General features: G+C 32.4%; 12 protein-coding genes. All 12 read left to right on the top strand.

All coding sequences use genetic code 11. The annotated features are described in order from the left end of the window. Positions 1–60: 60 nt before the first annotated feature. The 12 genes from OCV48_RS02930 (at position 61) to OCV48_RS02985 (ending at position 13360) form a co-directional block, all read left to right on the top strand. The gene (locus OCV48_RS02930; protein ID WP_021983101.1) at positions 61–678 is read left to right on the top strand and encodes a phosphoribosylanthranilate isomerase; all 618 of its coding nucleotides are present in this window, start codon (positions 61–63) and stop codon (positions 676–678) included. A gap of 50 nt (positions 679–728) precedes the next feature. Beyond that, on the top strand, positions 729–1913 hold the full coding sequence (trpB, locus tag OCV48_RS02935) for a tryptophan synthase subunit beta (RefSeq protein WP_147591188.1): 1185 nt from the start codon (positions 729–731) through the stop codon (positions 1911–1913). Then, a complete protein-coding gene (trpA, locus tag OCV48_RS02940; protein ID WP_021983103.1) occupies positions 1906–2688 on the top strand; it encodes a tryptophan synthase subunit alpha in 783 nt (260 codons plus the stop codon). Before trpB ends, trpA begins: the two co-directional genes overlap by 8 nt. Positions 2689–2953: 265 nt before the next feature. Further along, positions 2954–4525: a putative polysaccharide biosynthesis protein gene (locus OCV48_RS02945; protein WP_147591101.1), complete on the top strand. Its 1572-nt coding sequence runs from the start codon at positions 2954–2956 to the stop codon at positions 4523–4525. A 166-nt stretch (positions 4526–4691) separates the two neighbouring features. Beyond that, on the top strand, positions 4692–5474 hold the full coding sequence (locus tag OCV48_RS02950) for a transporter substrate-binding domain-containing protein (protein WP_021983105.1): 783 nt from the start codon (positions 4692–4694) through the stop codon (positions 5472–5474). Between the two features lie 29 nt (positions 5475–5503). Beyond that, positions 5504–6220, top strand: coding sequence for an amino acid ABC transporter permease (locus OCV48_RS02955; RefSeq protein WP_021983106.1), 717 nt, complete (start codon positions 5504–5506; stop codon positions 6218–6220). Continuing rightward, positions 6210–6953: an amino acid ABC transporter ATP-binding protein gene (locus OCV48_RS02960; RefSeq protein ID WP_021983107.1), complete on the top strand. Its 744-nt coding sequence runs from the start codon at positions 6210–6212 to the stop codon at positions 6951–6953. The genes OCV48_RS02955 and OCV48_RS02960 overlap by 11 nt, the downstream gene beginning before the upstream one ends. A 147-nt stretch (positions 6954–7100) precedes the next feature. Beyond that, positions 7101–8006, top strand: coding sequence for a DUF2156 domain-containing protein (locus OCV48_RS02965; RefSeq protein WP_147591102.1), 906 nt, complete (start codon positions 7101–7103; stop codon positions 8004–8006). Next, positions 7996–8847 carry a GNAT family N-acetyltransferase gene (locus OCV48_RS02970; RefSeq protein WP_147591103.1) on the top strand — a complete coding sequence of 284 codons (852 nt, stop codon included), beginning with the start codon at positions 7996–7998 and terminating at the stop codon, positions 8845–8847. The genes OCV48_RS02965 and OCV48_RS02970 overlap by 11 nt, the downstream gene beginning before the upstream one ends. A 230-nt stretch (positions 8848–9077) precedes the next feature. Next, complete coding sequence (gene trpS / locus OCV48_RS02975) at positions 9078–10169, top strand: tryptophan--tRNA ligase (protein WP_021983110.1); 1092 nt, start codon at positions 9078–9080, stop codon at positions 10167–10169. A gap of 262 nt (positions 10170–10431) precedes the next feature. Further along, a complete protein-coding gene (locus OCV48_RS02980) occupies positions 10432–11634 on the top strand; it encodes a D-alanyl-D-alanine carboxypeptidase family protein (RefSeq protein WP_021983111.1) in 1203 nt (400 codons plus the stop codon). A gap of 316 nt (positions 11635–11950) precedes the next feature. After that, positions 11951–13360 carry an acyl-CoA carboxylase subunit beta gene (locus tag OCV48_RS02985; RefSeq protein WP_147591104.1) on the top strand — a complete coding sequence of 470 codons (1410 nt, stop codon included), beginning with the start codon at positions 11951–11953 and terminating at the stop codon, positions 13358–13360. Positions 13361–13366 lie beyond the last annotated feature (6 nt).

A 13366-nucleotide genomic window follows, 5' to 3' on the forward strand; every position in this document is an offset into this window, starting at 1 on the left:
CCAGAAATAATCTAAGAAAGAAAAATAAGTTGCCTTATACATTTAAGAATGGAGAAATATATGTCTAAGATTAAGATATGTGGATTATCAAGAAAATGTGATATTGATTATGTAAATGAATTAATGCCTGACTATATTGGCTTTGTATTTGCAAAGAGCAGACGACAGATTGACAGAAGAAAAGCTGAGAAATTAAGAGAAATGCTTAATGAAAATATACAGACTGTAGGTGTATTTGTAAATGAAGACATTAACAAGGTTGCGTATATGGCAAATAATAGTATAATAGATATGATTCAACTTCATGGAAGTGAGGATGAAACATATGTTAAAAGTCTTAGATATAAGACTGATGCTAAGATTATTAAGGCATTTAAGATTAATTCATATGAAGATATTAAGATGGCTAATGAATCAGATGCAGAGTATATATTGCTTGATAATGGTAATGGTGGAACAGGTGAATGCTTTGACTGGAGTTATGTTGATAATATAGACAGGCCGTATTTCTTAGCAGGTGGAATTAACGAAAGTAATTTAGGAGCAGCGCTTAGGTTACAACCATATGCAATAGATCTTAGCAGTGGCATTGAAACGGATGGTTTTAAGGATTATAATAAGATTAAAAATGTCATAAGAACTGTAAGAGGTTCATTGCCTGACCACAATAAATATTAAATACCAAACCAAAATGACGGAAAGGATATACAATAATGGAAAACAGTTACTTGAAAAATGGACGATTCGGAGATTTCGGTGGACAATACATACCGGAAACACTGATGAATGAGATAAAGAAATTAGATGAAGCATATGCTTTTTATAAAAATGACAAAGAATTTAATGATGAATTGAATACATTATTAAAAGAATATGCAGGCAGACCATCACTTTTATATTATGCTGAAAAGATGACTAAAGATTTAGGTGGTGCTAAAATATATATTAAACGAGAAGACTTGAATCATACAGGTTCTCATAAGATTAATAATGTATTAGGTCAGGTCCTTATGGCCAAGAAGATGGGTAAGACAAGAGTTATAGCTGAAACAGGAGCAGGTCAGCATGGTGTGGCAACAGCTACAGTAGCAGCACTTCTTGGAATGGAATGCGAAATATTTATGGGAAAGGAAGATACCGAACGTCAGGCACTTAATGTATACCGTATGGAATTATTAGGAGCTAAAGTGCACGCAGTTACAAGTGGTACAATGACACTTAAAGATGCAGTTAATGAAGCATTTAAGGAATGGACAAGACGAGTTGACGATACTCAGTATGTTTTGGGTTCAGTTATGGGACCACATCCATTTCCTATGATAGTAAGGGATTTTCAAAGTGTAATAAGTAAGGAAGCAAGGGAACAGATATTAGATAAAGAGGGACGTTTACCAGATGCAGTAGTAGCTTGTGTAGGTGGTGGAAGCAATGCAATGGGAATGTTCTATAATTTCATAAATGATGAGAATGTAAAGCTTATAGGTTGTGAAGCAGCAGGACGAGGAATTGATACTGATAAACATGCGGCAACAATTGCAAAAGGAAGCCTTGGTGTATTTCATGGTATGAAATCGTTATTCTGTCAGAATGATGAGGGACAGATTGCACCTGTATATTCGATATCAGCAGGTCTTGATTATCCGGGAATAGGTCCAGAACATGCATATCTTAATTCTGTTGGCAGAGCAAAATATGTAAGCATTACTGATGATGAAGCTGTAAATGCATTTGAATATATTGCAAGAACAGAAGGAATTATATGTGCGATTGAAAGTGCTCATGCAGTTGCAGAGGTTATTAAATTAGCACCAACAATGAAGAAAGATGAGATAATAATAGTATGCCTGTCAGGACGTGGAGATAAAGACGTTGCGGCAATAGCAAGATATAGAGGAGTGGACTTACATGAGTAGAATAGAAAATGCATTCAAGAATGGTAAAGCATTCATAGGATTTCTTACAGCAGGAGATCCCAGTCTTGATAAAACAGAAGAATTTGTATTAGAAATGGCAAATGCAGGAGCAGACCTAATAGAAATAGGCGTACCTTTTTCTGATCCGATAGCTGAGGGTTCAGTAATACAGGAAGCTAATATAAGAGCGCTTAGTGCGGGTTGTACTGTAGAAAAAGTATTTGAAACAGTTAAGAAGATAAGAACTAAGACAGATATTCCACTTGTATTTCTTACATATTTAAACCCTGTATTTCATTATGGATATGAGGCATTTATGAAGAGATGTAATGAATGTGGAGTTGACGGATTAATTATACCTGATATGCCATATGAAGAGAAAGGAGAGATACTTCCTTTTGCAAAATCACACAATATAGATATTATATCAATGATTGCACCTACATCAGCTAAACGTATTGAGATGATAGCTAAAGAAGCAACAGGCTTTATATATGTAGTATCTTCAATGGGGGTAACAGGTGTACGTTCAGAAATTAAGACAGACCTTGAGTCAATAATAAAGGTAATTAAAGAAAGTACAAATACACCTGCAGCGATTGGTTTTGGTATAAGCACACCAGAGCAGGCTAAACATTTCTCGGAATTTGCAGATGGTGTAATAGTTGGAAGTGCAATTGTAAAAATTATTGCAGAATATGGTGAAGATGCAACACCACATCTTTATGATTATGTCAAATCAATGAAAGAAGCTAATGTGAAAAATACAGATTGATATCTGATTTTTCATACAGTTATTTATGTCGCAGGAATCACAAATAGCATCTTTCATAGAGCAAATTCTGAAATTTATCCTGCGATTCCTCCGGCGTTTTGCAACTGCAGAATGGAGAATATTATATAGATACGAATATTATATAGATAATATCTAATAGTTAACAAAAATTTTACTTTTTTATATAGATTAAAATTATGAATTGTAATATAATATGCCTGTCGTTTCGTGTAAAAAAATAATATGAATAGATTGGTGTGGAAATATGAATCAGAAGAAAAGTATTAAAAATATAATTATGCATGGCGGAATTCTTGCAATGGCCGGAATATTTGTAAGAATAATTGGTCTTGTATATAGAATTCCTATGGTAAATATAATAGGTGCAGAGGCTAATGGTATATATGGAGCAGCATTTAATGTATATAATATAATGTTAGTTCTGTCATCATATGGTTTACCTATGGCAGTTTCTAAATTGATTTCGGGACGTTTAGCTAACCACAGATACAGAGATGCCAGAAAGATATTTATTTCATCTGTAACAGTATCAATTTGTACGGGTGGAACGGCAGCATTTATTCTATATTTTGGTGCGAACTTTATTGAAAAACATTTCTATTCGGCATATTCAGGAATAGCTCTTCCTCTAAGAGTACTTGCACCTACAATATTTATAGTTTCGGTATTAGGTGTGTTAAGAGGTTTCTACCAGGGACAGGGTACTACAATTCCAACTGCCATTTCACAGCTTATTGAACAGATAGTAAATGCGGTTGTAAGTATAGCTGCGGGTGCATTTTTAGTAAAAGCATATAAAGGAACAGCAAAGGTTGATGGTTATGGTGCAGCAGGTGGTACTATGGGTACAGCCTTTGGTGCATTCTTTGGACTTGCATTCCTATTGATTTTATTTATTGTTTATTATCCTACATTTAAGAGAAAAGTTAAACGTGACATATATAGTGTTGATGAACCATACAAGAATATATACAAGGATATTATATTTACAATGATTCCAATAATTATTGGTCAGACTTTCTATCAGATAAGTGCATTGATAGATGATATATTATATGGAAAATTAATGACTGGTGCAGGTATGACTTCATCAGAGATAAAGACAAGTATCGGCAATTTTAATTCAAGTTATGTAATACTTACAGGTGTTGTAATGGGAGTAGCATCAGCGATGTCGGCATCATTACTTCCTAGTATTGTTGCATCAAAAGAGAAAAAGGAATATTCTACAATACGCGAGAAGATTTCAGCAACAATTGGTGCCAATATGTTCATTGCGATGCCATCATTTGTTGGTCTTGTAGTTCTTGGTAAACCAATGGTTCAATTATTATTTTCAAGATATGACAGTGATCAGGGTGGAATGATGCTAAAGATTGGTGCAATTGCAGTTGTATTTTATACTGTTTCAACGGTTACAAGTTCAGCACTTCAGGGCATTGATAAAATGAATATACCTGTAATTCACTCTTGTATATCTCTTATAGTTCATATTGTACTGGTATTTGGTCTGCTTAAGTTCACAAATCTTGGAATATATGCAATTGTAATAGGTAATGCAACATTTCCGATTGTTGTACTTGCACTTAATCTGGTAGCTCTTAATAAATATGTTGGATATACGCAGGAATATATTAAAACATTTCTTATACCAATGATTTGCTCAATATTTATGGGCGTTGTTACGGCACTTACTTATAAAATCTTCAATATTATAAGCGGACATAATATAGTTGCATTATTCTTTGCATTTATAATGGCTGCGATATCTTATTTTGGCTCGATATTTATATGTAAGAAAAAGAAATTATATTAACTTGCTTTTTTTCAGAATTTGAGATACACTATTCAAGGATTTTAAGTGAATAGTGCAAAAAAAAATATGAAGAAGGAGATGCACTGTCTTATAGCATTATTCTTATTAGAAGTGAATATGGAATATATTCTGAAATTTTTGTTAAGACAGAGTGCAGATTACAATTATGAAGAAGAAAATAGCATTATTATTAACAGCAGCTACACTTTCATTATGTGCATGTGGAAGTAGCAGTGTCCCTGCAAACAAGGTTAACAGTATTGATGACTTAGAGGGGAAGAAAATCGGTGTCCAGTTAGGAACAACAGGTGATATCTATGGTTCTGATGTCAAAGATGCTAAAATGGAAAGATATAACAAAGGTGCAGATGCGGTTCAGGCTCTTAAACAAGGTAAAATTGACTGTGTAATCATTGATGAGCAGCCGGCTAAAGTATTTGTTGAGAAAAATAGTGATTTAAAGATATTAGAAGAGCCATTTGAAGATGAAGAATATGCAATTTGTATTGCAAAAGGCAATGACGAGTTAAAAGGTAAAATAAATGATGCATTAAATGAATTAAAGGATAATGGTAAAGTAGATGAAATAGTAGCTAATTTCATCGGCGAAGATGCAGGAAAGAATCCTTATAAATCTGCAGATGATGTTGAGAGAAATAACGGTAAGTTAAGAATGGCTACTAATGCAGAGTTTCCACCATATGAATATGTTGAGGACGGTAAAGTAGTTGGTATTGATGTAGATATAGCACAGGCAATCGCTGATAAACTTGGTATGGAATTAGTTGTTGATAATATTGAATTTGATTCAATTATTACAGCAGTTTCAACAGGTAAAGATGATATTGGCGTTGCAGGTATGACAGTTACAGAAGACAGACTTAAGAATATCGACTTTACAGATAGCTATACAAAGGCTAAACAGGTTATCATCGTTAGAAAAAAATAATGATTAGAAAGAAATAGGGTTTGATAAAAATGGCTGAATTCAAAAGAAAATTTACTCAAAATTTTATAGATGACCATAGATACAGATACCTTTTAGATGGTTTAAAGGAAACACTTATTATTGCAGTATGTGCTGTAATTATCGGTATATTGATAGGTTTTATAGTGGCAATCATCCGTTCAACACACGATAAGAACCATTCTAAGAAAAAAGGTTTTTCAAGATTTATAATTGGATTACTTAACTTTATATGCAAGGTTTATCTTACAATAATCAGAGGAACACCTGTTTTAGTACAGTTACTTATTTCCTTCTACTGTATTTTTACAGCACCGGATACGAGCAAGACATTTGTTGCCATAATGGCATTTGGTATTAACTCAGGTGCATATGTAGCAGAAATCGTACGTTCAGGTATTATGTCAATAGATAATGGTCAGTTTGAAGCAGGAAGAAGCCTTGGTTTTAACTATATCCAGACGATGGTATTCATAGTTCTCCCACAGGCATTTAAGAATGTTTTACCTGCATTATCTAATGAATTTATTGTATTGTTGAAAGAGACTTCAGTAGCAGGATATATCGGAATACAGGATCTGACTAAAGGTGGAGATTTTATCAGAAGCCGTACATTTGAACCTTTATTTCCACTTATTGCAGTAGCGATTATTTATCTTATTATTGTAATGATACTTACAAGTCTTGTATCAAAACTTGAAAGGAGGTTGCGTAATAGTGATCACTAATGAGAATGTATTAATAAAAGTAGACAACCTTAAGAAGAGTTTTGGAGAAGTTGAAGTGTTAAAAGGAATTAGCACAGAAATCAAAAAAGGTGATGTAGTTGTAGTAATCGGACCGTCAGGATCTGGTAAATCTACATTCTTAAGAACACTTAATCTGTTAGAAGAACCTACTGATGGAACAATATGTTTTGAAGGAACGGATATTACAGATCCAAAGGTTAATATAAACGTTCATAGACAGAAGATGGGAATGGTATTTCAGCAATTTAATCTGTTTCCTCATATGACGATTCTAAAGAATATGACAATAGCACCTATGAAACTTTTAAAGAAGTCAAAAGAAGAGTCTGAAGCCAAGGCTATGGAATTATTAAAAAAAGTTGGATTAGATGATAGAGCCAACTCATATCCATCACAGCTTTCAGGAGGACAGAAACAGAGAATAGCAATTGTACGTGCTTTATGTATGGAACCTGACGTTATGCTTTTCGATGAACCTACATCAGCACTTGATCCTGAAATGGTCGGAGAAGTTCTTCAGGTTATGAAGAATTTAGCAGATGATGGAATGACAATGGTTATTGTAACACATGAGATGGGTTTTGCAAGAGAAGTAGCCAATCGTGTATTATTTATTGACGAGGGTATCATTATGGAAGAAAATGAGCCTAAGGAATTTTTTGATAATCCAAAGAATCCAAGATTAAAAGAATTTTTATCAAAGGTATTATAAGTGTGAAATTATTAGGTATGTGTAAATTTACGCATACCTAATTTAGTTGGCGAATATTTATATGAATACAATATAATTATATTTGTAAAACTATTAATAAGACACGTATTTTAGATAATATTTATAGTATGAAGTAAGTGAGAAATTATGAGAGAATTAAATTTTAGAAAGCCAACATTAGATGATATAGATAATATTAAGCATGCATTGAAATATGTAAAGCATAATGCATGTGATTATACCCCTACTAACATTATTATGTGGGGAGATGAATATAACACAGAGATAGCATTTGATGATAGTGACTTGTATATAAAATATAATGTAGATGGAATGACATTTTTTGGAATTCCATTTGTAATGACTGGTATGAAAAAAGGAATAGAAAATCTAATTAAATATACAGAAGATAATAATATTGAGCTGACTATTGGAGATGTTGAACCTGAAATTTTTGAAATTATAGATAGAATATATCCGGGACAATTCAAAGTATCTTATCAGAGAGATGGAGCTGACTATGTATACAATATAAAAGATATGGCTGAATTGTCAGGAAAAAAATATCATGGTAAGAAAAATCACATTAATAAATTCAAGAAAACCTATATTAACTGGTGTTATGAGAAGATGTCAGATGATAATACTAATGAGTGTATTGATATGGTGAAGGAATGGCGTGTAAAAAATGTTTGTGTGGATGATGTGGAGAAGGCAGATGAAATCTGTATAATGATTAACAGTATTAAGAATAGAGAAAGGTTAGGTCTTATTGGTGGGCTTATACGTGCAAATGACAGGGTTGTGGCAGTGACTCTTGGTGGAGCGATAAATGATGAAATGTTTGATATTAATTTTGAAAAAGCATTTTCAGATGTACCAGGAGCATATCCGATGATAAATCAACAATTTATTATTAATGAATTAATGAATTATAAATATGTAAATCGTGAAGAGGATATGGGACTTGATGGACTCAGAAAAGCGAAAGAATCATATCTGCCGGAATTTATGGTTCAAAAAGGTCTGGTGACGTTCAAAGATGCAAAGTAAGAATTTAGGCAATATTAATAAATTAAATTTAGATAATAACTTAACTGAAGTTCAAAATTTCAGATTGTCAGGTTTAAATGAAGGAAGTAATCAGGTTGATGAACTTAAGAAGTTATGGATTAATACATTTGGAGATACTAAGGAATATGTTAATACATTTTTTGATAAATTCTATAGTCCGGATAATGTAATTGTATATAAAGAAAATGGTAAAATAGTATCATCACTTTATATGATAGATTATTGTCTTAAATATAATGATAAATACTATAAAATAATGTATCTGTATGCCCTTGCGACTGATAATGAGTACAGATGCAAGGGGATAATGTCAATGCTTATAGATAAAGCTGATAAAATTATGCATAACAAAGGGTATGTAGGAGCTTTTTTGATTCCGGCCGAAGAAAGTCTATATGATTATTATGGTCGTTTCGGATTCACGGATATTATTTATAATAAAAAATATACTGAATTAAATAGTGATTATTTGTATAATTATTCTTATGTTGAATGTTATGATAATGACAAAGTGTATGAAATTGATAACAGTTACAGATATTTAGAAAATACAAGAATAGTTTTATCGGCAGAGCAGAATGAATTTATGTGTAAAACTTTCATAGATGAGGGTGGAAAGATATATATAAATTCTGATAAAGATAAATATATTATGGCTAATACATATGAATGTGATGAAAAACTTGTGATTTATTCCACTAATGATTATTCTTTATATGATAAGACATATGTAAAAGCAGGTTTGTTTAAGAAAAATGTAGAAGTATTTACTGGTAAATTTGATGTAAGTAAGTTAAATCTTGATAAGATTTTAGAATGATTTGTAGAAGTGAAGAAAATGAGCATATAAAGAAATAGATTATTATATGAGAAATTATGTTCCTTTTGATGTCGAGATGTTCTTAAGAAAATGATATTAAAGGGAATTATAAGACAGGTTTAATCGAGGTTTAATCAATATTGACATATTTTAGTATATATTATATTATTAATTACATATGAAAATATTGAAAATTATATAAAATGTATAGTTGTGGAATGGAGATTAATATGAGTAAAATTATTCTGACAGGAGACAGACCAACAGGAAAATTACATGTGGGTCATTATGTCGGTTCATTAAAGAGAAGAGTTGAATTACAGAATTCAGGAAATTATGATGAAGTATTTATTATGATAGCAGATGCACAGGCACTTACTGATAATGCGGACAACCCAGAGAAAGTAAGACAAAATATTATAGAGGTTGCACTAGATTATCTTGCATGTGGACTTGATCCAGAGAAATCCACTTTATTTATACAGTCACAGGTTCCTGAACTTACAGAGTTATCATTTTATTATATGAACCTTGTTACAGTATCAAGATTACAACGTAATCCTACTGTAAAATCAGAGATTCAGATGAGAAATTTTGAAGCAAGTATACCAGTGGGTTTCTTTACATATCCGATAAGCCAGGCAGCAGATATCACAGCATTTAAGGCTACAACGGTACCAGTTGGTGAGGATCAGCTTCCTATGCTTGAACAGACCAAGGAAATTGTACGTAAATTCAATTCGGTATATGGCGAAACACTTGTTGAACCTGAAATCTTATTACCTGATAACAAAGCATGCTTAAGACTTCCAGGTATAGACGGTAAATCCAAGATGAGTAAATCGTTAGGAAATTGTATATACCTTTCAGAAGATCCTGCTGAAATCAAGAAGAAAGTAATGAGTATGTATACAGATCCTGACCATATAAGAATAGAAGATCCTGGCAAAATAGAGGGAAATACAGTATTTACTTACTTAGATGCATTTAGTAAGAAAGAACATTTTGAAGAATTTTTACCGGATTATTCATGCCTTGACGAACTTAAGGAACATTATAAACGTGGTGGATTAGGTGATGTTAAAGTTAAAAAATTCCTCAATAATGTTATCCAGACAGAATTAGAGCCAATTAGAAAGAGGAGAGAAGAATATCAAAAAGACATTGCATATGTATATGATGTTCTTAAAAAAGGCAGTGAGAAAGCAGAGCAGGTGGCTGCTAACACATTAACAGATGTTAAGAATTCAATGAAGATTAATTATTTTGAAGACAGCGAACTTATAGCAGAACAGATTAAGAAATATGGTGAACAAAAATAAAAAAAATATTAAAAAATATATATGAATTTATGAAAATGGTTACAAAAAATTTAGTTTTAGAACACCAAAAAGACACAATTTATTTCTATAATTAAATCATCAAAGCGAAAGCATTGATATTAGCAAATATTTTTCTTTTCATATTTCTTTCCTCAAAGAGAGCAACTGTGGTAGTTGCTCTTTTTATTTTGTATGTAAGGATATAGAATAAAATATGAAAATACTTATATAATATTATAAATGACTATAATAAGGTGTTTATGTGAAAAGTGTCATTAAGAGAAAATTCAGTATTTTTATTTTATTAGTAAATTTTATGGTATTTTTTGCTGATTCATCATATTTACATATAAATATATTGAATATATGCGTAAATACATATGCGGCAGAGGAAATACGTGCAAATGATTTATATGCAAAATCAGCAATATTAATAGATGCGGATAGTAAAAGAGTTCTGTATGAGAAGAATGGATATGAGAAAATGGCTATGGCGAGTACTACTAAGATAATGACATGCCTTATTGCATTAGAGAATTCTAAGGAAGAAGATATAGTTGAATTTTCGACAAAAGCCTGTTCCATGCCAAAAGTTAAATTAGGTGCGGTTAATGGAAGAAAGTTTAGAATGCACGATATGCTGTATTCGTTGATGCTTGAATCACATAATGATACAGCAGTAGCCATAGCGGAGGCGGTGGCTGGAAGTACAGAGAATTTTGCGGTGCTTATGAATAAGAGAGCAAGAGAAATAGGTGCAGTAAATACTAACTTTGTTACACCTAATGGATTAGATGATGAACTACATTATACGACTGCATATGATATGGCAATAATTGCCGCAGAGGCAATTAAGAATGAAAAATTTCTAGAGATTGTGAATACATGCTCACATTCATTTAGTGATATTGAAGGCAAATGTAGTTATTCAGTATATAATAAAGATGCGTTTTTAGAAATGATAGAAGGTGCAATAGGTATAAAAACTGGTTTTACAGGCAATGCAGGATATTGCTTCGTTGGTGCTGTAAGAAGAAATAATAAAACCTTTATTTCAGTAGTGCTTGCAAGTGGTTGGCCTCCTAGTAAGACATATAAATGGAAAGATACAGTTAAACTTATGAATTATGGGTTTGATAATTATGAGTACCGGGTATTATTCAGTGGAATTGATCTGTATAAGAATATTTTAGTAGAAAATGGCATAGAGGATAATGTAAATACATATATCTCAGGAGAATGTCAGGCATTGGTGTCTGATAAAGATGTCATAGAATATGTATATGATGATATTAGTGAAAAGAAGATTTGTGCACCGGTCAGAGAGGGGCAAATTTTAGGATATATGCGAATTATGATTAATAAAAAGGAATTTGCAAAATATAAAATATGTGCAAGTAAAAATGTAAAAAAAATTGACATAAGATATAGTTTTATGGTAGTCTTTAAAAGGTTATTGTTTTAGATTTAATTGAAATATCGAATATTCTTTTATAAAGTGTGCCGTAAATGGACATTACATAAGTTTAAATTTAATTAGCATATTCTAGCAGCCGGATAAAAGCTGATTATGATATGCAGGTCAAAGATGACATTAGTTAAAAATGTCATCTTTTTTGTCGATTAAGATGAAAATCGCTTGCATTTTTCGGGTATGAAGTATACAATTATAATCGGCAGAGGTTTGGGAATTTGCCTGAATTAGATAACTGCTATAAAATGTGTAAAACAGGCATATTTGCAGGCTTTACACTTAATATATAACAATGGAGGTTTAAAAGATGAGTACTACATCAAATGTATCAGCAAGTAAGAGAATAGAAGCTTTACTTGATGATAATAGTTTCGTTGAAATCGGGAGTCTTGTTAAGGCAAGAACAACTGATTTTAATATGACAGAAAAAGAAACTCCTGCAGACGGTGTTGTTACTGGCTATGGTGTAATTGATGACAAATTAGTGTATGTCTACAGTCAGGACGCTTCTGTTTTAGGTGGTTCAATCGGGGAAATGCATGCTAAGAAAATTGTTAAATTGTATGATATGGCAATGAAAATGGGTGCGCCTGTAATTGGTCTCATAGATTGTGCAGGTTTAAGACTTCAGGAAGCAACAGATGCACTTAATGCATTTGGTAAAATCTATATGAAACAGGCATTGGCATCAGGTGTTATACCACAGATAAGTGCAATATTTGGTAATTGCGGTGGTGGACTTGCTATTGCAGCAGGAATGTCAGACTTTACACTTATGTCAGACAATGCACATTTATTTGTTAACTCTCCTAATGCATTAGATGGAAATTATACAGAGAAATGTGATACATCTTCAGCTAAGTTCCAGAGTGAAGAAACATCAAATGTTGACTTTACGGGTGATGAAGCAGAAGTAATCAATAAAATACGTGAGCTTGTAGCAATGCTCCCTGCTAATAATGAAGATGATATGTCATTTGAAGAATGTACAGATGATTTAAACAGAGTATGTTCAGGTATCGAGGGATACGTTGATGATATGCAGACATTATTAGAAATGGTTTCTGATAATGGAGTATTATTTGAGACAAAGAAAGATTTTGCAACAGATGTGGTTACAGGTCTTATAAGATTAGGTGGCAACACAGTTGGTGCAGTTGCTAATAATTCAGATTTAATTTCTGTAAAAGGTGCAGAGAAAATTGAAGAATTCATTAACTTCTGTGATGCATTCAGTATTCCGGTTGTATCATTTACTAATGTTACAGGTTTTGAGACAACTGTATGCCAGGAGAAGAAAATGGCTAAGGCAGCAGCAAAACTTACATATGCTTTTGCTAATGCAACAGTTCCAAAGATTAATGTAGTTGTAAAGAATGCATTTGGTAGTGCATATGTAATGATGAACAGTAAATCTATTGGTGCAGATATTGTTTATGCATGGCCTGAAACAAAAATCGGTATGATGAATTCTGAATCTGCTGCAAAGATTATGTATGCAGATGAGATAAGTAAAGCAGACAGTGCTAATGAATTAATTGCTAAGAAGGCAGCAGAATATGATGAACTTCAGTTAAGTGTTAATTCAGCAGCATCAAGAGGATATGTAGATTCAATTATCAATCCTGAAGATACAAGAAAATATCTTATCGGTGCAATTGAGATGCTGTTCACAAAGAGAGAGGATCGTCCGGGCAAAAAACATGGAACGGTCTAGTGAGAG

This window comes from Bovifimicola ammoniilytica, assembly GCF_025567085.1.
GTDB classification, from domain to species: domain Bacteria; phylum Bacillota; class Clostridia; order Lachnospirales; family Lachnospiraceae; genus Bovifimicola; species Bovifimicola ammoniilytica.

Coding starts and splice junctions, on each gene's coding strand:
- OCV48_RS02945 (WP_147591101.1), top strand. CDS start 2,954: ATGAATCAGAAGAAAAGTATTAAAAATATAATTATGCATGGCGGAATT.
- trpA (WP_021983103.1), top strand. CDS start 1,906: ATGAGTAGAATAGAAAATGCATTCAAGAATGGTAAAGCATTCATAGGA.
- OCV48_RS02985 (WP_147591104.1), top strand. CDS start 11,951: ATGAGTACTACATCAAATGTATCAGCAAGTAAGAGAATAGAAGCTTTA.
- OCV48_RS02950 (WP_021983105.1), top strand. CDS start 4,692: ATGAAGAAGAAAATAGCATTATTATTAACAGCAGCTACACTTTCATTA.
- trpS (WP_021983110.1), top strand. CDS start 9,078: ATGAGTAAAATTATTCTGACAGGAGACAGACCAACAGGAAAATTACAT.
- OCV48_RS02930 (WP_021983101.1), top strand. CDS start 61: ATGTCTAAGATTAAGATATGTGGATTATCAAGAAAATGTGATATTGAT.
- OCV48_RS02965 (WP_147591102.1), top strand. CDS start 7,101: ATGAGAGAATTAAATTTTAGAAAGCCAACATTAGATGATATAGATAAT.
- OCV48_RS02955 (WP_021983106.1), top strand. CDS start 5,504: ATGGCTGAATTCAAAAGAAAATTTACTCAAAATTTTATAGATGACCAT.
- OCV48_RS02970 (WP_147591103.1), top strand. CDS start 7,996: ATGCAAAGTAAGAATTTAGGCAATATTAATAAATTAAATTTAGATAAT.